The following is a 19,264-nucleotide window of genomic DNA, read 5'->3' on the forward strand; positions in this document are numbered from 1 at the left end:
TGTTGTGGGGGGGGGTGTTTTTTGTTTACACGCCCCGGGCCGGCCCCGGCCCCGGCCGCCGCCCCGGGGGCGGGCGCCGGGCCCCCGGTCGACGCAGCACGCGCGGGACGGCACCGGATGAAAGATGATCGCGGTGTGGCCGATACGCACAAGGGCTCCGTGAACCCGACCGGCGCAGGCGGGCTGCCGCGCTGGGCGCGGGCCGCCGCCTGCGTCGTCGCGGTGCTCGGCGTGCTGGTGGTGGCCCTGGCGGGCGCCGCGCGCAGCACGCTGCTGAGCAGGGCGTTCTACCAGAGCGTGCTCGACGAACAGGACGCGTACGAGCGGCTGTACGACGAGGTCCTCGTCGACCCGGCGTCCGCGCGGGCCCTGCGCGATCTGCTCGGCAGGATCCCGGTGCCGCCCGCGCAGCTCACCTCGAACCTGAAGAACGTGCTGCCGCCCGCGACCCTGCGCACCCTCGTCGACGAGCAGATCGGGCACGTCGTCGCGTACATGCGGGGCGAGGAAGCGGTCCTGAGCCTCACGGTCGACGTCACACCGGTCCTGACCAACATCGGCAGCTTCGCCGAGATCTACCTCGGCGATCTCGTCGCCTCGGTCCAGGGCCGGCCCGCCCCCGACTTCCCCGCCTTCGTGCAGGGACTCTCCGGCGCCCTGGACGACATCGCCGCGGGGCGCCGCCCCGACTCGCTGCCCGAGCTGTACCTCGACGAGAGCTCCGCGAAGGCCGCGGCCGACACCCTGGTGAACGCCCTGCCCCGGTCGGTGCGCCCGTCCCTGCGCCCCCAGGTGGAGGCGGCGCTCGCCACCGGCGACGTGGCGACCGCACTGGCCGCGGTCGGCCCCCATCTGCTCGGCGACGAGTCCGGGCGCGGCGCCGCCGACCTGGCCACGATCACCGACGGCGGACACTGGAAGATCGTGCCCGATCTGGCGGCGGCGGGCGTCGACCTGGGCCCCGCCAAGACCGCCAGGTCCTTCACCCGCCTCGTCATCGGCGTGGTGCAGCCCCTCGCGCTCGTGCTCGGCCTCGCCGCGACCGCGCTCCTGACGTTCCGCGGCCCCGGCACCAGGACCGCACGGCTGCGTACCGTCGGCTGGACGCTCGCGGCGGGCGGCGCCCTGACCGCCGCCGTCTGCCTGCTCGCGCGCGGGGCCGCGGACGACCTCATGGCGGAGCCCGCGCCCGGCTGGCCGCCGTCCCTGAACCGCCTCGTCGACGATCTGCAGCACTCCGCGGCGGACGCCCTGGGCACGGTCGGGCTCGTCACCGCCGCCGTGCCGTTCCTCGCCGGACTGCTCCTGATCGGCGGGACGCTGCTCTACGAGCGTTTCGTGGCGCGGCGCACCGAGGGCTGGTCGGCCCGGCGGCGCACGGGCGTCGCCGCCGCCGCGGGCGGCATCGCGGTGTCCGTGGCGCTCGCCGGGTCCGTGCTCGCCCCGGCCGTGGCGGGCAAGGACGCGAAGGACCTGTGCCTGGGCTCGGCCGCGCTGTGCGACAAGCGCTACGACGAGGTCGCCTATCTCGCCACCCACAACTCCATGTCGACGACGGAGGACCGGTTCATCGGGCCGCTCCAGGACCCGGACATCGTCGCCCAGCTCAATGCCGGGGCCCGCGGTCTGCTGATCGACACCTACACCTGGGAGACGCCCGACGAGATCACCGGGCGCCTCCAACAGGCCGACTTCCCGGACGACATGAAGCAGCAGATCACCGACCTGGTCGCCAAGGCCAACCCGCCACGGCCCGGCCTGTGGCTCTGTCACGGGGTGTGCAGGGCGGGCGCGATCGGCCTGGTGGAGACGTTGCGGCAGATCGGCGACTGGCTCGACGAGCACCCGGGCGAGGTCGTGACCCTGGTCGTGCAGGACGCCATCACCGGGGAGCAGACCCGGCAGGCCTTCCACGAGGCGGGCCTCGACCATCTGCTGTTCACCCCGGACCCCGACCCCGCGAAGCCCTGGCCGACCCTGGGCCAGATGGTGCGTTCGGGCAAGCGCCTCGTGGTCTTCGCCGAGGAGGCGGACGGTCCGGCTCCGTGGTACCGCAACTTCTACCGGTACGGCATGGAGACGCCGTTCGCGTTCAAGAAGCCCGCGGAGATGTCGTGCGTCCCGCACCGCGGCGGCGCGGACAAACGGCTCTTCCTCCTCAACCACTTCATCACCGACGCGGGCGGCAGCCGTCTGGACGCCGCCGTGGTCAACACCCGCCGGTTCATCCTGGACCGGGCCCGCCGCTGCGAGGCCGCACGCGGCCGCCCGGTGAACTTCGTCGCCGTCGACTTCGCGACGATCGGTGACGCGCTCGGCGCGGTCGACGCGCTCAACAGCGCGCGCTGAGCGCCCCGCGGCCCGCCGTCGGCCGGTTTCGCCGTATCCGGGGCGCCGAGGCGACTGCCGTACCGGCGTGCTCGCAGGCTAGGTTGAGCGGCATGAGCAACCTAGACCGTCAGGCAGTCCCCTCGCTGTGCGGCGGCCGCGGATTCGTCGTCGCCGAGCCCGTGCGCGAACTCCTCAGCCCCCGCCGGGTCCAGCTCGGCGCATCCACCGAAGTACGCCGACTGCTGCCGAATCTGGGCCGCCGCATGATCGGGGCGTGGGCGTTCGTCGACCAGTACGGACCCGACGACATCGCCGACGAGCCCGGCATGCAGGTGCCGCCGCATCCGCACATGGGCCTGCAGACCGTCAGCTGGCTGCACGAGGGCGAGGTGCTGCACCGCGACTCCACCGGCAGCCTGCAGACCATCCGCCCCCGCGAGTTGGGCCTGATGACATCGGGCCGGGCGATCTCCCACTCGGAGGAGAGCCCCGCGTCGCACGCCCGCTTCCTGCACGGCGCGCAGCTGTGGGTCGCCCTGCCGGACGCGCACCGGCACACCGACCCGAAGTTCGAGCACCACGCCGAACTGCCGAAGGTCACCGCTCCCGGCCTCGACGCGACCGTGCTCCTCGGCGACCTCGACGGCGCCGAGTCCCCCGGCTCCGCGTACACCCCCATCGTGGGCGCCGACATCACCCTCGCCTCCGGCACCGAGACGCGCCTGCCGCTGGTGCCCGACTTCGAGTACGGCGTGCTGTCCATGTCCGGCGAGGTCCACGTCGACGGCGTCCCCGTGCTGCCCGGCTCCATGCTCTACCTCGGCTGCGGCAGGACCGAACTCCCGCTGCGCGCCGAGTCCGACGCGGCCGTCATGCTCCTCGGCGGCGAGCCGTTCGACGAGGAGCTGATCATGTGGTGGAACTTCATCGGCCGCACCCAGCAGGAGATCGAACAGGCCCGCGCCGACTGGATGTCGGGCACCCGCTTCGGCGAGGTGAAGGGCTACGACGGCGGCCCGCTCCCCGCCCCGACCCTGCCGCCAGTGCCGCTGAAGCCCCGGGGGCGGGTGCGCTGAACCGGGTGTGCGGCCCCTGGCGCTCGTCGGCGCATGGCTACTGCTGTCCGGCCGGAGCGCGGCAGGTCAGGTCCTTGGTGGGGAGCCTGCCCGTGGTCAGGTAGGACGTTGCGGCCTTGTCCGCGCAGGGGTTGCCGTCGGGCGCGTAGAGGACGCCGTGTCCCTCGCCGCCGGCGACGGTGAGCATGCGGGAGCCGCGCAGGGACCGGTGCATGGCCCGGCCGGCGAAGAGGGGCGTCTGGGAGTCCCACTGGTTCTGCGTGATCAGCGCACCGACCTTGTTGTCGATCCGGGTCTGCGGCTCGCTGCCCTGCGCCCAGAAGGCGCAGGGGGTGATGGCGGCCGCGAAGTCGCCGTACAGCGGATACAGGGCCTTGTCGCGGATCGCCTCGCGGCGGTACTCCGCAGGGACGTGCGACCAGGTGCGGGTGTCGGCGCACATGGAGGACCAGGCGGCGGAGAAATAGCTGTCGTCGGGGGCCTGGCCCCGATCGGGCGTGCCGAGCGGGGTCGGGTGCTTGTCCTTGGCCGCCTTCTTCAGTCCGGCGATCCGTTCGGCGGCCTTCTGGACGTGGAAGAACGTGCTGTTGTCGGCGCGGATGGCGTCGCCGGTGAGGGGCTGTCCGTCGAGGACGATGGGCTTGCGGTTCGCCCTCGCGATCAGGTCCCAGTAGGTCTTGCGGACCTTGGCCGGAGAGTCGCCGAGGCCGTAGGCCGTGTGCCGACGGGCGGCCCATGCGGTCCAGCGCGCGAACGCCTGCTCGGCCGCCTTCGCCATGTCCTGGAACATCCCCCGGTAGATGCGGGTCGGGTCGGTCGCGCTGTCCAGCACGATGCGGTCGGCCCGCTCGGGAAACAGTTGCGTGTAGACGGCGCCGAGGTAGGTGCCGTAGGACATGCCCAGGTAGGAGATCTTCTTCTCGCCCAGCGCGGCGCGGATGAGGTCCATGTCACGGGCGCTGTTGCGGGTGGTGAGGTGGCGCAGCTTGTCACCGGCCCTGGCCCGGCACTTCCCGGCGATGGTACGGGCCCGGTCCACGTCCTTCGCGAAGGTCTCCGCCTTGTACGGATGGTCGGCCTGTTCCTCGGCGGTCAGCCCGCAGTTGACCTGTGAGCTCTTCCCGACGCCCCTCGGGTCGAAGCCGACGAGGTCGTAGCGCCGCTTCACTTCCGCGGGGAACTTGAGGAGCGGGCCGGAAGGCAGCTCCAGGCCCGGTGCGCCGGGGCCGCCCGGGTTGAGCAGCAGTACGCCGTGGCGTGCCTTCGGGCTGCTCGCCTTCAGCCGGGATATCGCGAGGCCGATCGTCCTGCCGCCGGGGTCGCCGTAGTCCAGCGGCACCGTGAGCGTCGCGCACTGGAAGGCGGCGGGGTTCTTCGCGTCGCAGCGTTTCCACTGGAGCTTCTGCTGCGTGTACGTCCGCAGGGAGTCCTTGAGGGGGGCCTTGGCCGTGGACGCGACGGATGCCGTGGAGGCGGTGCAGGCCGTGGTGAGCGTCAGCGTCGAAAGGGCGGCCGCCGCGAGGCCGACGGCGAATCGGGGGGCCTTGCGGGTGTTTCTGCTTCGCACGATGGTGCTTTTCCTTGTCGAGGAGAGGGAAAGGGAAGGCCGGTCAGTTCGCGTTCAGGTGCTCGCGGACGCACTGCGTGTACGCGTGGAAGCTGTCGGGCTGGTAGCACTCCTGCGTCTTGTTCGCGTACCAGGCCATGAAGACGGCGACCAGACCGGACACCACGATCGCTAGGGACGACGTCACCACGGCGGTAACGGCCTTGCCCCGGCCCGTACCGGTCCGCTTGGCCGTCATCAGCGCGGCGATGCCCAGGATCAGGCCGATCACGGCGAGCGGGCCGCCGATGAAGACGACCGAGGTGCACAGGCCGATGATGCCCAGGGTCATGGCGGCCGTGGCCAGCCTGTTCTTGGGTGCGGTCAGGCCCGGTGCCCTGCCGTTCGGTGCCATTCCGCTCGGCGCCATTCCGCTCGATGCCATTCCGTTCGGCGGCGTCTCGATCCCCTGAGCGTTCATGAAGCCCGTCCTTCCGTCCCGTCGGCTGGTGAGGCCCCGATTCTGCTTTTCGGGGGCCCACGGACACATCGCGGGAAGGCGGGAGAATTCGCTCCCCCGATCGGGGGAGGCCGACGGTGCACCGGCCGGTCATACTTGCCGGGCCATGTTCAGAGGAATCCGGCCGCTGCTGCGCGGCTCCACATATTCGGGTGCGCTCTTCGCCTATTGCGGCGCGTTGGCGAGCCTTCCCCTGCTGCCTTTCGCGGCACTACCGGCAATGGCGTTGCCATCCGCTTCCGTAGGAGTGCAGTTCACGCTGACCGTGCTGGTCTGGTCCGTACTGATCGGTGTGATCGGGCTGGCTCGTACGACGCGGCGGGTCCTGATCGCCTGCGCCCGGCGGATGCTCGGGGTGCCGCTGCCGGACCCTGTGGGCGGGCGTCGGCGTGCGGGCGCGCCCGGTGACGGGGCGGATTTCCCACCGGCGTCGGGCGCCGACCGTCTGCGGACCCCGCTCTGGCTCCTCTCGCATGTGCTGCTGGGGTGGGCGGGGGCGCAGCTGAGCGTCCTGCTGTTCGTCGCGGCTCTGCTCCTTCCCGGCGGTTGGGCAGGGGCCGAGGCCGGGGTGAGTGTGAACGGCTGGACGCTGCGGGCGGAGAGCGGCTGGCAGAGCTGGGCGGCGGCGCTCGGCTGTCTGCTGCTCGCGGTGGCCCTGTGCCTGGCGGTGACGTACGCCCTGCGGTGGCTGGCGCCCAGGCTGCTCGGTCCTTCGTCGGCCGAGCGGCTCGCGCTCGCGGCCGAGCGGGAGCGGGTCCTTGCCGAACGCAATCGGCTGGCCCACGAGCTGCACGACTCGATCGGGCACACCCTGACGGCCGCCACGATCCAGGCGGCGGTGGCGGGCGAGGTGCTCTGTGCCGACCCGGTGGCGGCGCGGGCCGCCCTGCGCAGCATCGAGGAGTCGACCCGGGCCGCCCTCGAGGACCTCGACTATGTGCTGGGCATGCTGCGCGAGGAGAAGGCGGGGGCGGCCCCGGCCCGGACCCTGGCCGACCTGCCCGAGCTGCTCGACCGGCTGCGGCACGCGGGCGCGGTGGTGGAGCCGGAGCTGTCGGGCGACTACGCGCAGCTGCGGGGGACGCTCTCCCGGGCGGCGTACCGGATCCTCCAGGAAGGGCTGACGAACGCGCTGCGGCACGGCGCGGGCGGTCCGATACAGGTCAGGGTGGCGGCCGCGCCGGATTCGCTGGAGCTCGGCGTGGCCAACCGGACCGGGGCCGGGAGCGGAATGGGCCCGGGTGCCTTCCCGACGTCCGGGCACGGACTGCCCGGCCTCGTGGAGCGCGTGCGGCTCCTGCACGGCGAGATCGAGACCGGTCCGGACGGACCGGAGCACTGGCGGCTCGCGGTCCGGCTGCCGGTACGCTTGCCCGCATGATCGGCTCACAAGCGAGCGCTGCGGTCGCGACCGGCCCCGACGCGAGCACAGCCGTCACCCCAAACACTCCCGGCTGCACCACCCTCCTGATCGCGGACGACGACGAGGTGACCCGCAGCGGTCTGCGCATGCTGCTCGCGCTGCAGCCCGGGATCTCCGTCGTCGGGGAGGCCGCCGACGGCGTCGAAGCGGTCGAGCTGGCGCGGCAGTTGCGGCCGGACGTGGTCCTCATGGACGTACGGATGCCGCGCAGGAACGGCATCGACGCCACCCGGCAGCTCCTCGCCGATACGGCCGAGCCGCCGAAGGTCGTGGTGATCACCACCTTCGAGAACGACGACTACGTCACCGCCGCGCTCAGCGCCGGGGCCAGCGGCTTCGTGCTCAAGCGGCTCCCCGTCCCCAAGATCGCGGAGGCGGTGCGGGTGGTCGCGGCGGGCGAGGCGATCCTCTTCCCTGCGGCCCTGCGCCAGATGGTCACCGTCCGCCCACGGGGCTCCGCCGATGCGCTGCCGCAGGCGGCGCTGACGAGCCGGGAGGAGGAGGTGCTGCGCCTGATGGCCACCGGCCGGTCCAACCCGGACATCGCGGAGTTGTGCAGGGTGAGCCTGGAGACGGTGAAGACGCACGTGGGGAACGTGCTGACCAAGCTGGGTGCGCAGAACCGCACCCACGCGGTCGTGATCGCGTACGAAACCGGCCTGGTCGTGCCCGGGGTCACGGGCTGACGCGACTTCCGGCGGTCCGGCCGCCCGGCACCCTTGCGGAGCATTGTGGTGTCCATGACTATGGGCCGCATGTCGCAGCAGACGGGCACTTCCCGGCGTACCGTCCTGACCGCAGTCGCGGCCGCCACCACGGCCGGAGCCGTCGGCCTGCAGACGGGAACCGCCGCCGCGCGTGACGGCGCGGGCGGTCCCCTCGCCCAGCAGCCGCCGCGCGAACTGCGCGCGATCCTGCGGGAGATCGACCACCGGCGCATCGAGGCGACGGTGCGGCGGCTCGCCGCGTTCGGGACCCGGCACACGCTGTCCGCGCAGGACGACCCCGTACGCGGCATCGGCGCCGCCCGCGACTGGATCCTCGCGGAGATGCGGCGCCACGCACGCCCCTCGGGCGGGCGGATGAGCGTCGAGCTCCAGTCGTACGTCCAGGAACCGGGCCCGCGCGTCCCCACTCCGACGCGGATCACCAACGTCGTGGCCACCCTGCGCGGTGCGGCGTCCCCCGACCGCCTGTACGTCGTCTCCGGGCACTACGACTCGCGCGCCAGTGACGTCATGGACTTCACGAGCGACGCGCCCGGCGCCGACGACGACGCCTCCGGGGTCGCGCTCGTCATGGAGCTCGCGCGCGTCATGGCGACCCGGCGCATCGGCGCGACGCTCGTGTTCGCGGCCGTCGCGGGCGAGGAGCAGGGGCTGCTCGGCGCGGCGCACATGGCGGAGCAGTTCAAGCAGCGCAAGGCCGACGTCCAGGCGATGTTCACCAATGACATCGTCGGCAGCTCCACCGCCGACGACGGCACCCGCGACCCGCGCACGATCCGCCTCTTCGCGGAGGGCGTCCCCACCTCCGAGACGCCGGAGGAGGCCGCCGTCAGACGCTCGGTGGGCGGCGAGAACGACTCACCGGCACGCCAGCTCGCCCGCTTCGTGGCGAACGTGGCCGAGAACGACGCGACCGGGATGCGGGTGCGCGTCGTGTACCGCCGCGACCGCTATCTGCGCGGCGGGGACCACATCCCCTTCCTCGAACGCGCCTACCCCGCCGCCCGGTTCACCGAGCCCGCCGAGGACTTCGCCCACCAGCACCAGGACGTCCGCGTGGTGGACGGCAAGCAGTACGGGGACCTGCCGGAGTTCTGCGACTTCCCGTTCGTCGCGCGCGTCGCCCGCGTCAACGCCGCCGCCCTGTGGAGCCTCGCCCAGGCCCCCGGCACTCCGCGCGGCGCGAAGATCCTCACCGCCGCGCTGACGAATGAGACCGAGCTGGTGTGGGAGCGCGGCACCGAGGCCGATCTCGCCGGGTACGAGATCGTGTGGCGCGAGACGACCGACACCGACTGGACCCATGTGATCGACGTCGGCGACGCCACCCGTCACACCGTCGACCTGTCCAAGGACAACGTCTTCTTCGGCGTACGCGCGGTCGGCCGCTCCGGCCTGCGCAGCCCCGTCGCGTTCCCCGCGCCGCAGCGCTGAGGCGCCGCGAGGGCGGCGAGGGCCGAGCGGGACGGGGTGCCCTCTTCGGCCGCGTACGTGACCAGGCACTGATCGCTCTCGCCTGGCAGGCGCAGCGTCTCGCGGCGCAGGGTCAGCTCACCGGCCGCGGGATGGCGCAGCCGCTCGGTGCCGTACGGGTGCTCGCCCACGTGGTGCTCGGCCCACAGGGCGCGGAAGTCCTCGCTGCGCACCGACAGTTCGCCGAGCAGCTCGCACAGCCGGTCGTCGCAGGAGTGCCGTCCCAGATCCATGCGCAGCACCGCGACGATGCCGCGCGCGGTCTCCTCCCACGCCTGACGGTCCGGGTACAGGCCGCGCACGGCCGGGTCGAGGAAGTGCAGCCAGGCCGCGTTGCGCTCCCTGGACGGCAGGGCGTCGAAGTCGGTGAACAGCGCCCGGGCCTGCGCGTTGGAGGCCAGGATGTCCAGTCGGCGTCCCAGCACGTACGCGGGTACCTCGTCGAGCGCCGTGAGCAGGACCCGCACGCCCGTCCTGACCGGCTGCGGGACGGGGGACGCCGAGGCCGGGTGGCGCACGGCGCGGGTGAGGTGGCCCAGGTGCGCGCGTTCGGCCTCGTCCAGGCGCAGGGCCCTGGCGACGGCGTCCAGGACGTTGTCGGAGACGTTGTGGGTACGGCCCTGTTCGAGCCGTACGTAGTAGTCGACGCTGACCCCCGCCAGATCCGCCAGCTCCTCCCGGCGCAGGCCCGGCACGCGTCGACGGCCGCCGAAGGGGCGTACGCCGAGGTCCTCCGGCCGCAGCCGGGCGCGGCGGGAGCGGAGGAACGCGGCGAGTTCGGTGCGGAAGTCCATGGATCAAGTGTCCGTCACAGGGTGGTTCTGCCAGACCCAGGGTCGAGCCGAGCCCTGGGTGGGCGCGTGGATCTCCCGCAGAGTCGGTACCGCAGGACGCCACGGGACTCGTACGACACACACCGCGGCCCCGCAAGACACCCAAGGCCAAGGACCCCACACCGAACGCGGTCCGCACACGCACCTCCGGAGACCACCATGACCACGACCAGCACCACCGAGCAGACCGCGTCCCTCGCCCGCCCCCTCACGGGCCGGGTGGCCGTCGTGACCGGAGCCTCCAGCGGAATCGGCGAGGCCACCGCGCGCGAACTGGCCGCGCAGGGTGCGCGCGTCGCCCTGCTGGCCCGGCGCGCCGATCGCCTGGACGAGCACGTGGCCCGGATCGAGGCGGCCGGCGGCACCGCCCTCGCCCTGCCGACCGATGTGACCGACCCCGCCTCGCTCACCGCGGCCGCCGCCGGCATCCGCGCCCGCCTGGGCCGCGTCGACCTCGTCGTGAACAACGCCGGACTCGCCCTGCCCGACCTCCTGGACGGTTCCGCGGGCGCCAACTGGCAGCGGATGATCGACGTGAACGTCACCGGTGCGTTCGCCGTCGTGGAGGCGTTCGTCCCGGACCTGCTCGCGGCGGCGGCCGAGCGGGGCCACGCGGACCTGGTCAACATCTCCTCCGCGGCCGCCCAGTCCGTCCTGCCCGGTTTCGCGGGATACGCCGCCTCCAAGGCCGCCTTCAGCCACCTCTCCCGCAATCTGCGGGCCCGGCTCAGCCCCGCCGACGTCCGCGTGACGAACATCGAACCCGGCACCGTCGACACCGAGTTGCGCGACCACATCGACGACCCGGCCATCAGCGCCGCCGTCCAGGAGGCCGTCGGCTCCATCGAAGGCATCCCCTCCGGCTCCGACGTCGCCGAACTCATCGCCTTCGCCGTGACGCGCCCGCCCCACGTCAACCTGTCCCAGATCTCCGTACTGCCCACGCGGGAGGCGTAATTCTCCTTCCGAGCGGCGGCAGCGCGGCGGTCCCGAGTTCGATCAGCGGGGCTACGCAGGCCACGGATGAGTTCATCGGCTTCGCGGGCTTGGACCCGGTGGATGGCGGCATGCCGTTCACGGGGGTTGAGATCGGTTGGCGGCTCGCCCGCTCGGCCTGGGGCCGGGGTTACACGGTGATGCAGCGGATCGGCATGACCCGCGACCCGGTCACTCGGTCAGGCCCCGGCGGGCAGCGATCGTCGCGGGCGGCGTACGGCAGCGAGTGACAGGCCCACCAGGCCGAGGACCGCGGCGATCCACAGTGATGCCGTGTAGTCCGCGCCGGCCGACAGGGCGGCTCCGGCGAGCAGGGGGCCGCCCGCGTTGCCGATGTTGAAGGCCGAGATGTTCGCCGCCGAAGCGAGTTGGTCCGCACCGTGTGCCGTGGCGAGGACGCGGGTCTGAAGGGGCGGGATGACGGCCGCTCCGACCAGGCCGAACAGCAGGAAGCCGACGATGACGGCGGGCTTGCTGTGCACGGCAGCGAGGAGCAGCAGCGACACGGCGGCGACCCCGGCCAGCGCGCCGTACAGCGTCGGAAGCAGCGCCCGGTCGGCGAGGCGGCCGGCAAGTGGCGTGCCGATCACCATGCCGACGCCGATGAGGACGAGGAGGAGCGGGACCGTGTGCTCGGCGAAGCCGGTGACGTCGGTGAGCAGCGGGGAGATGTACGTGAGGACGGTCAGGAACGGTGCCCAGCCGAAGGCCGTCGCGGCCAGCGCCCGCCATACCTCGCCGCGCCTGAACACCGACAACTCGCCGCGCAGGCCGTGTCCTTGAGCGTGTTCCACTCGTGGCACCAGGAGTGTGAGCGCCGCCAGGAGCAGCAGGCCGAGGGCTGTCACCGCCCAGAACGTGGCCCGCCAGCCGAGGGCCTGGCCCAGGGCCGTGCCGCCGGGCACGCCGAGGACGTTGGCCAGGCTCAAACCCATGAAGACCGTGGCGATCGCGCTGGCCTTGCGCTCGGGGGCGACGATCCCGGCGGCCACCACCGCGGCGATGCCGACGTAGGCGCCACCCGCGAGCGCGGACAGCACCCGGCCCGCCAGGAGCACCCCGTATCCGGGGGCGACCGCGCTGAGCAGGCTCGCGGCCACGAACAGGGCGACGAGCCACAGGAGCAGGCGCTTGCGCGGCACCCGCGCGCCGAGGACCGTCAGGAGCGGGGCGCCGACCACCATGCCGAGCGCGTAGCCGGAGACGAGGAATCCGGCCGTGGGCAGCGAGACACCGAAGTCGTCGGCGATCCCCGGAAGGAGCCCGGCGATGACGACCTCCGTGGTGCCGACCGCGAAGGCGCCCAGGGCGAGGGCGCAGAGCGCGGCGGCGGCTCCGCGGCGGGCGGACGCCGGGGGCTGCGTGGCCGGGGTACGCGGCTCCGCGCCCGTGGTCGGTGGGGTGGAGAGATCTTGAGTCATGGCTCAAGGCTCGCCGCCGCGTGAGCCGGGATCAGCTCCCGTCCGGGAACCGATCGGTAAGCCCGGCTTACCGATCAGTGCCCACCGTCGCCAGCTCCGCCGCCGCCGTGGTGAAGGTCCCCGCCCGTGCCGTCAGCCCGGACGCACGCCAGACCAGGCCGTACTCCAGCGGCTCGGCATCCCGGAACGGCCGGTAGACCACACCGCGCGGTGTGAAGGAGCGGGCGACGTCGGCGCCCACCGGGGAGATGCCCTGCCCCGCGCCGACCATGGCGAGCGTCTCCTGGAGCGTGGCCGCACCCCGGCCGCGCCGGACCTCGTGCCCGGCAGGGGTACGGACGGGCGCCAGATGCTCCTGCCAGTAGCTCGGCACATCGCCCAGGCAGGCGAAAACGTGGTCACGGGCCAGATCGTCGAGCGACACACTGTCCTGCCGCGCGAGGGGGTGCCGGGCGGACACCGCCAGCATGCGCGGCACGCGCACCACCACGGGACCGCGCACCAGATCTGGCTCGGCCACCGGGAACTGCGTGACCAGGACGTCGACGTGGCCGCCGCGCAGCGGTCCGAACATGTCCTTGATCTGCGTCTCGTGGATCCGCACCTCCATGCCGGGGTAGCGACGGGTGAGGACCTCGGTCACATCCATCACGAACTCCCCCGCCGCGCTGCCGAGATAGCCGACCGGCAGCACGCCCTCCACCCCCCTCGCCTCGTCCTGGGCGCGGGCCAGGCCCTCCTCTATGCGGCGGCTCCCTGCCGCCACGTCCTCGTACAGACGCCGCCCGAGCGGGGTGAGGGCGACGCGGCGGCTCGTGCGGTCGAACAGCGGGGCGCCGACGCGGCGTTCCAGGCGCTGGATCGTCTGGCTGACACGGGCCCGCGACACCCGCAGGTGCTCGGCGGTGCGGCCGAAGTGCAGTTCCTTCGCCAGCACCAGAAAGCTCTCGATCTCCAGACGCTCCAGCATCCCGTCACGTTAACGCGGCCTCACGGCCGACCTGTTGCTGCCCCTGTGTCTGTGTCCGTCTCCGCCTCTGTCGAAAGAGAACCGCGGCGCATCAGCTCTGATCGCCCAGGTCCCTGCGGGTCAGTCGACGGGACTTGCCGAGCCGGCGCCGGACGGCTGCCGGATCCTTCTCCGAGCGGCCGACGCCGCGCACCTTGTGCGGTGCGCACAGCTGACAGCAGCCCTTCCAACGGCGGTGCGGTGAGTGTGCCATCGTTCGAGTCCTTTCCCAGACGCCCCGCCTTGGGGCCGGTCTGGCTCGAACACCTGCGAAGGAAAGGTCTCTACCGACATGGGGACCATCCTCCCCCACGGGCCCGGGCAGGTACTCCTCGCCCGCGATAAACCCGGTGACGTCGACGATCAGCCCCGGAATACTGGCCGTCCATGGATGAGGTCAAAGTCGTCGTCGCCCATTCCGAGCGCACGACCCTGCGCGTCGGCGACGTGTTCCTGAAGGTGGACGCCGATCAGACGCGCATCGACGCCGAGGCCGAGGCCATGGCGCTGGTGCCGGTCCCGACGCCGGAGGTGCTGTGGCGCAAGCCGTCCGTGCTGGCGATCGCCGCGGTCCCGGGGACGGCGCTCGGCCGTCTCGGCGAGCCGTCGACCGCGTCGCCCGCGGCGTGGGCCGCGGCGGGTGCCGCCATCCGGAAGTTGCACGACGCGCCGTTGCCGCCGTGGCCCGGCCGGGCGGGCCAGGCGGCCCGAGGGATCGACGAGTTGGCGGCGGAGCTCGACGGCGAGTGCGAGTGGCTCGTGACGAACGACGTCCTGCCCGCCGACCTGGTCACCCGCAACCGCCAGGTCGCCGGGGCCGCGCTCCGGCCGTGGACTCCGGTGTTCACGCACGGCGACCTGCAGATCGCGCACGTATTCGTCGACGGCGACGAGATCACCGGCATCATCGACTGGTCCGAGGCGGGCCCGGGCGATGCCCTGTTCGACCTCGCCACGCTGACGCTCGGACACGAGGAGCACCTCGGTGACGTCGTCGCCGGCTATGGCGCCGACGTCGACCTCGACGTGATCCGCGGGTGGTGGTCGTTGCGCAGCCTGCTGGTGGTCCGCTGGCTGACCGAGCACGGCTTCGACCCGTCGGCGCCGGGCTGCGAGGTCGACGTGCTGAAGTCCCGGATGTGAGGCCGGTCGCCGCCGGCGGAAGTCCTTCAGGATTGTCGAGGCGGCATGCCGGACGCCAGGGCGCGGGCCGCATCGGCGAAGTACTGTTCGTCGGCGCCGTCCGCGAGGCCGAGAATCACACCCTGGCTGAGCCCGACGAACAGCGCCCTGAGCGCGGTGACCAGGCGCTGTGCCTGACCAGGCGTCACGACGCCCCCGTCATGGGGTCTTCCGGTGAACAGCTCGACGAGATGCCCCTCCTGCTGCCGGATGGATTCACCGAGCCTGGCGCCCAGGCCCGGGTCGTGCACGGCCATGTCCAGCAAGGTGATCTGGAGCGCCAGAGCGGACCGCGCGTTCGGGGCGTCGCAGCCGCGCCGGTAGTGCCGGGCGAAGGCGTCCACCGCTTCCAGTAGATCCAGGTCCGCGGGAACCGCCCGTTCGATCTCTTCGTAGTGCGGCCGCAGATGGTCCGCGACCACCGCGACCACCAGGCCGTTCTTGCTGCCGAACAGCGAGTAGATGGCGCCGGTCGTCACCTCGGCCCGTTCGGCGATCTCCTCCAGCTTCGCCCGGTACCCGTCCCGGGAGACCACCTCGAACGCGGCGTCCAGCAGGGCACGGCGGTTGCGTTCCTTGGCCTCGGCTCTCGTCATTCTCATAACCAGATTATTGCCGTAATCTCGTTACGGAACCAGTCCGGGACACCTCCAAGGAGGGGTACACATGGCTCAGACCGCGGCAGCCTCCCCTGCCCGCAACAGAACAGGGATCATCGCCGACGGCGTCGTCAAGGTGGTCCTCGCCGCCGTCTGCACCATCGGCGCCGCCCCGCTCGGCCGCCTGCTCGGCGTACCCGAGTGGCTCATGGTCGCCTCGGGGGTCGCCCTGCTCATCGGCGGCGGCATCGAACTCGGGTACATGCGCAGCCGGACCGTACCGACGTACACCCGGCTCATGATCGCCTACGACAGCGGCTGGGCACTGACCGCGCTCACCGGCCTTCTGCTGGCCTGGCGGAGCGGCGACGCGGACACCGCGGGCGGCGAGATCTGGATCGGGTACCAGACAGTTGCCCCACTCGTGTTCGCCGCTCTGCTGGCGGCTGCGCGGCCACGGGCGTGACGGTCACCCGTCTCGTTCGACCGTCGGTCATCGGTCATCGGAGGATGACGCTGACGCCCCGTTCCTCGAAGATTTCCAGGAGCAGGTCGAACAGTGAAGCCTCGCCATCATCGGTGGGCATGTTCTCTGCCAGACCCGCCCTGGCCTCGGCCGAGGAATCCCAGTGCAAGGTGAACGGAGTGGTGGCGCCCCAGCCGCCGCGAAGACAGTCGTCCAGGGCGTCGAGGTTCCCACCGAAGTAGCCACCAGGCCCGTTGATGGCCTCACCGATCGCGCAGGAGAAGCTGTCCCTGTCGGTGATGTGCCGGCCGTCCACAGTGAACACCTGGCCTGCGGGAGCGTCGGGCCGTCCCTGACGTCGGTACTCCCGGGACCACAACGCCACCGAAAGCCAGGCGCGTCTGTCCTTGGGCCCGAGGTCGTGCCACATGCCGGGGCGGTTCAGGTGCCCCGCGCGGATCAGGTCCCACACCTGTTCCGCTCCGGCCAGGGCGTTCTCGCACCACAGCGTCACCGTGAGGTCGACGAGGCCGGCTCCGTCGGCGGAGGGCTTGGCGTCGACGACGGTGACCTCGTTGACGAAGTAGGCCCCCATCGTGGTGCCTTCGCCGTCGAGGAGCTCCAACCAGGCGTTCCCCGCCACGGCACGACGGCCGCCGACGTGGCCGACGCTCTTCAGCAGGCCACCCTGCGGGCGGCACCCCGTGAAGTGCACCCGGCGCGCTCCGTCCTCGTCCCGCAGCGGCGTGAACAACCCCTCGGCCCCGTGGGCGGACCCCCAGAAGTCGCCGTCGTCCTCGTCCGAAGTCAGCGCGTACTTCCGCCCCTCGCCGCCCCGTCCTGATGTTCGCATCGCACTCCCCATGAGAGCGCTGATCCTACCGACGCCCGGTCACGGGCTATTCCGTCCGGATGCCCGAGATCTTCATGGTGGCGATGTCCGACTGGACGGTCAGGTGGCTGTGGTGGGCGCGGTGCTGCCGGTCGTGCCACGTCAGGTTGACCCGCGTCCAGGAGTGGCCCATGCCGCTGTCCTCGTAGGTCACCTTCCACGCGGTCGGCACTCCCTTGCCCCGGAGAACTCCGTCGCGGTGGTGGGCGGTCTCCCAGCGGGCCAGATCCTGGCGCAGTCCTGCGGTGAGGTAGTGGTGGCGCAGGCTGTTCGCCAGGGATCCGCGGCCCGTGTCGTGGAGGACATCGACGTAGGCGCCGTAGAAGTTCGCGACGTGGTCGACGGCGGACGTGGGGATTCCGCTGCGTGCGGGGGCTGTCCTCGGCGTCTGTGGCGGCGTGTCCTGCGCCGCGGAACTCGCGCTCGCCACCGGCACGGTGAGTGTGAGCAGGAGAACCGACGCGGCCGTCGTGACGCGGCGCGCCTTCGGATACGTGATCATGATGTCCCTCCCTCATCGCTGTCATTGCATCGCCGTGCAGGCGATCCCCACAGAGGCCAAGTGGGGCCCTGGGCCGGGCCGTTCGGCCCGATGGCGCGTGCCGATCGAGCGGCGGCGGCTGCGCCCGGCTCAGCCCGGCGCAGCTCGGCTCACAGACCTGGTACCCCCCACAGCGGAAACCAGCGGTTCAGGTCGTGTTCGATGGGCAGGTCGCCGCCGACCGCCGCTTTCAGTTCCAGTTCCAGTGCGTTGTCGCGCCTCTCGCCGGGCAGCGGGGCGAAGGGGTAGAAGGTGCCGCGCTTGTAGAGGTAGACCAGCGCGAGGGGGCGCTCGTCGGCGTCGCGGAAGAACACCAGGGAACACAGGAGTTGGGGACCGAATCCGCTGTCCTGCAGCGCGCTGTTCACCGCATGCAGGTCGTTGACGAGGGCGGGCAGGTCGTCGGGGTTCCGGCGGGACAGCAGCCACGAGTAGCCGTAGGCATCGCGGCTGAACTCCACCGATGTGCCCCCGCGTGCCGCGTCGGCGGCCAGGAGCGCGCGCACCTCCTGCTGGATGCGCGCGAACGCGCCGCCTTCGATGGCGGCGAAGCACACCGAGCCCTTGCCGGTCGGGGTGAAGCCGAGGGCGGCCTCCAGGGCGATCGCCGCCGAAGGCAGTCCGAAGAGCCGGTCCAGGTCGGGCGCGACCGGCTTGCTCCGGCCGAGCAGGACGCCCCAGAAGTCCACGGCGCGCCGCCGCCTCATCGCGCCCCGCCGCCCGGTCCGCCGAGACGCATGGCGATCTCCTCCAGCGCCTTCAGGCGGCGCTCCAGGGTGGGGTGGGTGGAGAACAGGCCGCCGAGCACCGAGCGGGATCCGAGGGCGGGGGTGAAGAAGAACGCGTTGAACGCCTGCGCGGTCCGCAGATCCTTGGTGGGGATGCGGGCCACGTCACCGGTGACCTTGGTGAGGGCCGACGCCAGGGCCGAGGGTTTCCCCGTGAGCATCGCGGCGGCACGGTCGGCGGCGAGTTCACGGTAGCGGGAGAGGGCCCGGACGAGCAGGAAGCTGAGGGCGTAGACGAGGGCGGAGACCGTGATGACGATCCCGATCAGGGCGGCGGTGTTCTGGTCGCGCTGTCGGCCGCCGAACAGTTGGGAGTAGAACGCGAAGCGCACGATCAGTCCGGCGAGCACCCCCAGGAAGGAGGCGATGGTGATCACCGCGACGTCACGGTGCGCGACGTGGGAGAGCTCGTGGGCGAGCACTCCTTCGAGTTCCTCGGTCTCCAGTCGGCGCAACAGTCCGGTGGTGACACAGACGACGGCGTGGTCGGCGTCCCGGCCGGTGGCGAACGCGTTGGGCATGTCCAGCTGCGCGACGGCCACCCGTGGCTTCGGCATGTCCGCCGCGGCACACAACCGGTCGACCACGCCGTGCAGTCGGGGTTCCTCCTCGCGCGTGACGAGCCGGCCGCGCATGGCGTACAGGGCGATCCGGTCGGAGAACCAGTACTGCGCGCCCAGGACCCCGGCGGCGATGACCACCACCAGGACGATGTTCTCGACCAGCACGATCAGCACGCCGATGAACATCACGTACACCAGCCCGAGCAGGAACATCACCACCAGCATGCGGGCGGTCAACTGCCGGTCGGGCTCGAATCGGCTGCGCGTCGTCATCGCCATCACCCCATGCGTCGAGGCCACGGTCGTCCGCCGTCGGCCATCCGCACAAGGGCCATTCGGGCCCGGGCGCCGGGCCGTCGGGCCTCCACCCGACGGGGCGCGGCCGGAAAGACCCCTGAACACCTCAGGTCGTCGAAGCCGCCCTCAGCTCGTCGTAGACCGCATCCGGGTCCCGCTGAGCCAGGTAGCGGAAGTGCCAGTGGACGGCTCGCTCGTCCGTGGCGGGTGACGTCGGCGCGGACGGACCGGAGTGGAGAAGCCGCGGCTCGTTCCACTGCTGTGCGACCACGGCGATCGGGCCGTCGGCACCGGTCAGGACCCACGTGGCCGCGCCCCCCGCGATCGAGGCGAGGTACCTGCCCTTGCCGACGGCGGTGACCGCCTCGCGCAGCGGCATCCCGTCGGGCAGCTCCATGGTCTCGGCGTGCGGGGCGTAGGCGTCGTCGCCCATCGCGACGCTGTCCCTGGTCAGATGTACTTTCACAGCCGGATCCTAACGCCGGGGCGAAAGGCCGCAGGGTCCCGCTGCGCGCATCGGGCGGCGGCGACCGCGCCTCCGACATCGTTGTCGGAGGCGCGGTTCGCACGGGTCACTTCC

20 protein-coding genes and 1 pseudogene are annotated in these 19,264 nt (G+C 72.0%); 9 read left to right on the plus strand and 12 right to left on the minus strand.

Translation table 11 applies throughout. The annotated features are described in order from the left end of the window. Positions 1 to 135 precede the first annotated feature (135 nt). Complete coding sequence (locus ACFWZ2_RS03425; RefSeq protein ID WP_384541114.1) at positions 136 to 2,349, plus strand: hypothetical protein; 2,214 nt, start codon at positions 136 to 138, stop codon at positions 2,347 to 2,349. A gap of 92 nt (positions 2,350 to 2,441) precedes the next feature. After that, entirely contained in the window at positions 2,442 to 3,407 is a 966-nt protein-coding gene (locus tag ACFWZ2_RS03430) for a pirin family protein (protein ID WP_384541116.1), read from the plus strand. Positions 3,408 to 3,444: 37 nt separating this feature from the next. Here ACFWZ2_RS03430 and ACFWZ2_RS03435 read toward each other — a convergent pair whose 3' ends face one another. Continuing rightward, positions 3,445 to 4,974, minus strand: a complete 1,530-nt coding sequence (locus ACFWZ2_RS03435; RefSeq protein ID WP_384541118.1) for an alpha/beta hydrolase — start codon at positions 4,972 to 4,974, stop codon at positions 3,445 to 3,447. Between the two features lie 43 nt (positions 4,975 to 5,017). After that, a complete protein-coding gene (locus tag ACFWZ2_RS03440; RefSeq protein ID WP_384541120.1) occupies positions 5,018 to 5,434 on the minus strand; it encodes a DUF4190 domain-containing protein in 417 nt (138 codons plus the stop codon). A gap of 145 nt (positions 5,435 to 5,579) precedes the next feature. Between ACFWZ2_RS03440 and ACFWZ2_RS03445 the strand changes: the two genes are divergently transcribed. The 3 genes from ACFWZ2_RS03445 to ACFWZ2_RS03455 all read left to right on the plus strand — a co-directional run bounded on the left by ACFWZ2_RS03445 (position 5,580) and on the right by ACFWZ2_RS03455 (position 9,058). Next, on the plus strand, positions 5,580 to 6,854 hold the full coding sequence (locus ACFWZ2_RS03445) for a sensor histidine kinase (protein WP_384541122.1): 1,275 nt from the start codon (positions 5,580 to 5,582) through the stop codon (positions 6,852 to 6,854). Next, a complete protein-coding gene (locus tag ACFWZ2_RS03450; protein WP_384541124.1) occupies positions 6,851 to 7,582 on the plus strand; it encodes a response regulator in 732 nt (243 codons plus the stop codon). The genes ACFWZ2_RS03445 and ACFWZ2_RS03450 overlap by 4 nt, the downstream gene beginning before the upstream one ends. A 69-nt stretch (positions 7,583 to 7,651) precedes the next feature. Continuing rightward, positions 7,652 to 9,058: a M20/M25/M40 family metallo-hydrolase gene (locus tag ACFWZ2_RS03455; RefSeq protein WP_384541127.1), complete on the plus strand. Its 1,407-nt coding sequence runs from the start codon at positions 7,652 to 7,654 to the stop codon at positions 9,056 to 9,058. Here ACFWZ2_RS03455 and ACFWZ2_RS03460 read toward each other — a convergent pair. Beyond that, entirely contained in the window at positions 8,956 to 9,891 is a 936-nt protein-coding gene (locus ACFWZ2_RS03460) for a helix-turn-helix transcriptional regulator (protein ID WP_384541129.1), read from the minus strand. The genes ACFWZ2_RS03455 and ACFWZ2_RS03460 overlap by 103 nt on opposite strands. 198 nt (positions 9,892 to 10,089) lie before the next feature. Here ACFWZ2_RS03460 and ACFWZ2_RS03465 point away from each other — a divergent pair, with 198 nt between their 5' ends. Next, the gene (locus ACFWZ2_RS03465) at positions 10,090 to 10,887 is read left to right on the plus strand and encodes an SDR family oxidoreductase (protein WP_384541131.1); all 798 of its coding nucleotides are present in this window, start codon (positions 10,090 to 10,092) and stop codon (positions 10,885 to 10,887) included. A gap of 56 nt (positions 10,888 to 10,943) precedes the next feature. Further along, positions 10,944 to 11,060: pseudogene (locus ACFWZ2_RS03470) on the plus strand (GNAT family N-acetyltransferase); the annotation flags it as partial. A gap of 45 nt (positions 11,061 to 11,105) precedes the next feature. On the opposite strand, the gene ACFWZ2_RS03475 reads toward ACFWZ2_RS03470, so the two are convergent. The 3 genes from ACFWZ2_RS03475 to ACFWZ2_RS03485 form a co-directional block, all read right to left on the minus strand. After that, positions 11,106 to 12,347, minus strand: a complete 1,242-nt coding sequence (locus ACFWZ2_RS03475) for an MFS transporter (protein WP_384541133.1) — start codon at positions 12,345 to 12,347, stop codon at positions 11,106 to 11,108. 67 nt (positions 12,348 to 12,414) lie between these two features. Further along, a complete protein-coding gene (locus tag ACFWZ2_RS03480) occupies positions 12,415 to 13,317 on the minus strand; it encodes a LysR family transcriptional regulator (RefSeq protein ID WP_384541136.1) in 903 nt (300 codons plus the stop codon). 91 nt (positions 13,318 to 13,408) lie between these two features. Further along, positions 13,409 to 13,570: a hypothetical protein gene (locus tag ACFWZ2_RS03485; protein ID WP_384541138.1), complete on the minus strand. Its 162-nt coding sequence runs from the start codon at positions 13,568 to 13,570 to the stop codon at positions 13,409 to 13,411. 173 nt (positions 13,571 to 13,743) lie between these two features. Here ACFWZ2_RS03485 and ACFWZ2_RS03490 point away from each other — a divergent pair, with 173 nt between their 5' ends. Further along, entirely contained in the window at positions 13,744 to 14,499 is a 756-nt protein-coding gene (locus ACFWZ2_RS03490; protein ID WP_384541140.1) for a phosphotransferase family protein, read from the plus strand. 26 nt (positions 14,500 to 14,525) lie between these two features. On the opposite strand, the gene ACFWZ2_RS03495 is transcribed toward ACFWZ2_RS03490, so the two are convergent. Further along, entirely contained in the window at positions 14,526 to 15,134 is a 609-nt protein-coding gene (locus ACFWZ2_RS03495) for a TetR/AcrR family transcriptional regulator (RefSeq protein ID WP_384541273.1), read from the minus strand. Positions 15,135 to 15,204: 70 nt separating this feature from the next. On the opposite strand from ACFWZ2_RS03495, the gene ACFWZ2_RS03500 reads away from it, so the two are divergent. After that, a complete protein-coding gene (locus ACFWZ2_RS03500) occupies positions 15,205 to 15,603 on the plus strand; it encodes a hypothetical protein (RefSeq protein ID WP_384541142.1) in 399 nt (132 codons plus the stop codon). A 34-nt stretch (positions 15,604 to 15,637) separates the two neighbouring features. Here ACFWZ2_RS03500 and ACFWZ2_RS03505 read toward each other — a convergent pair whose 3' ends face one another. From ACFWZ2_RS03505 to ACFWZ2_RS03525, 5 genes are all read right to left on the minus strand, one after another. Further along, on the minus strand, positions 15,638 to 16,456 hold the full coding sequence (locus tag ACFWZ2_RS03505) for a barstar family protein (protein ID WP_384541144.1): 819 nt from the start codon (positions 16,454 to 16,456) through the stop codon (positions 15,638 to 15,640). A 46-nt stretch (positions 16,457 to 16,502) separates the two neighbouring features. Further along, positions 16,503 to 16,997, minus strand: a complete 495-nt coding sequence (locus tag ACFWZ2_RS03510) for a hypothetical protein (RefSeq protein ID WP_384541147.1) — start codon at positions 16,995 to 16,997, stop codon at positions 16,503 to 16,505. Between the two features lie 149 nt (positions 16,998 to 17,146). Then, positions 17,147 to 17,743 carry a hypothetical protein gene (locus tag ACFWZ2_RS03515; RefSeq protein ID WP_384541149.1) on the minus strand — a complete coding sequence of 199 codons (597 nt, stop codon included), beginning with the start codon at positions 17,741 to 17,743 and terminating at the stop codon, positions 17,147 to 17,149. Further along, the gene (gene htpX, locus ACFWZ2_RS03520; RefSeq protein WP_384541152.1) at positions 17,740 to 18,660 is read right to left on the minus strand and encodes a zinc metalloprotease HtpX; all 921 of its coding nucleotides are present in this window, start codon (positions 18,658 to 18,660) and stop codon (positions 17,740 to 17,742) included. Before htpX ends, ACFWZ2_RS03515 begins: the two co-directional genes overlap by 4 nt. Before the next feature lie 130 nt (positions 18,661 to 18,790). Continuing rightward, on the minus strand, positions 18,791 to 19,150 hold the full coding sequence (locus ACFWZ2_RS03525; RefSeq protein ID WP_384541154.1) for a hypothetical protein: 360 nt from the start codon (positions 19,148 to 19,150) through the stop codon (positions 18,791 to 18,793). Positions 19,151 to 19,264: the final 114 nt, after the last annotated feature.

The sequence above is a fragment of the Streptomyces sp. NPDC059002 genome (assembly GCF_042740435.1).
In the GTDB taxonomy this organism is placed as follows: domain Bacteria; phylum Actinomycetota; class Actinomycetes; order Streptomycetales; family Streptomycetaceae; genus Streptomyces.

What these genes read in the sequence shown, in the direction of transcription:
- ACFWZ2_RS03455 (WP_384541127.1), top strand. Translation starts at nt 7,652, where the DNA reads ATGTCGCAGCAGACGGGCACTTCCCGGCGTACCGTCCTGACCGCAGTC.
- ACFWZ2_RS03465 (WP_384541131.1), top strand. Translation starts at nt 10,090, where the DNA reads ATGACCACGACCAGCACCACCGAGCAGACCGCGTCCCTCGCCCGCCCC.
- ACFWZ2_RS03430 (WP_384541116.1), top strand. Translation starts at nt 2,442, where the DNA reads ATGAGCAACCTAGACCGTCAGGCAGTCCCCTCGCTGTGCGGCGGCCGC.
- ACFWZ2_RS03475 (WP_384541133.1), bottom strand. Translation starts at nt 12,347, where the DNA reads ATGACTCAAGATCTCTCCACCCCACCGACCACGGGCGCGGAGCCGCGT.
- ACFWZ2_RS03485 (WP_384541138.1), bottom strand. Translation starts at nt 13,570, where the DNA reads ATGGCACACTCACCGCACCGCCGTTGGAAGGGCTGCTGTCAGCTGTGC.
- ACFWZ2_RS03510 (WP_384541147.1), bottom strand. Translation starts at nt 16,997, where the DNA reads ATGATCACGTATCCGAAGGCGCGCCGCGTCACGACGGCCGCGTCGGTT.
- ACFWZ2_RS03480 (WP_384541136.1), bottom strand. Translation starts at nt 13,317, where the DNA reads ATGCTGGAGCGTCTGGAGATCGAGAGCTTTCTGGTGCTGGCGAAGGAA.
- ACFWZ2_RS03445 (WP_384541122.1), top strand. Translation starts at nt 5,580, where the DNA reads ATGTTCAGAGGAATCCGGCCGCTGCTGCGCGGCTCCACATATTCGGGT.
- ACFWZ2_RS03500 (WP_384541142.1), top strand. Translation starts at nt 15,205, where the DNA reads ATGGCTCAGACCGCGGCAGCCTCCCCTGCCCGCAACAGAACAGGGATC.
- ACFWZ2_RS03450 (WP_384541124.1), top strand. Translation starts at nt 6,851, where the DNA reads ATGATCGGCTCACAAGCGAGCGCTGCGGTCGCGACCGGCCCCGACGCG.
- ACFWZ2_RS03460 (WP_384541129.1), bottom strand. Translation starts at nt 9,891, where the DNA reads ATGGACTTCCGCACCGAACTCGCCGCGTTCCTCCGCTCCCGCCGCGCC.
- htpX (WP_384541152.1), bottom strand. Translation starts at nt 18,660, where the DNA reads ATGACGACGCGCAGCCGATTCGAGCCCGACCGGCAGTTGACCGCCCGC.
- ACFWZ2_RS03515 (WP_384541149.1), bottom strand. Translation starts at nt 17,743, where the DNA reads ATGAGGCGGCGGCGCGCCGTGGACTTCTGGGGCGTCCTGCTCGGCCGG.
- ACFWZ2_RS03490 (WP_384541140.1), top strand. Translation starts at nt 13,744, where the DNA reads ATGGATGAGGTCAAAGTCGTCGTCGCCCATTCCGAGCGCACGACCCTG.
- ACFWZ2_RS03440 (WP_384541120.1), bottom strand. Translation starts at nt 5,434, where the DNA reads ATGAACGCTCAGGGGATCGAGACGCCGCCGAACGGAATGGCATCGAGC.
- ACFWZ2_RS03505 (WP_384541144.1), bottom strand. Translation starts at nt 16,456, where the DNA reads ATGCGAACATCAGGACGGGGCGGCGAGGGGCGGAAGTACGCGCTGACT.
- ACFWZ2_RS03495 (WP_384541273.1), bottom strand. Translation starts at nt 15,134, where the DNA reads ATGACGAGAGCCGAGGCCAAGGAACGCAACCGCCGTGCCCTGCTGGAC.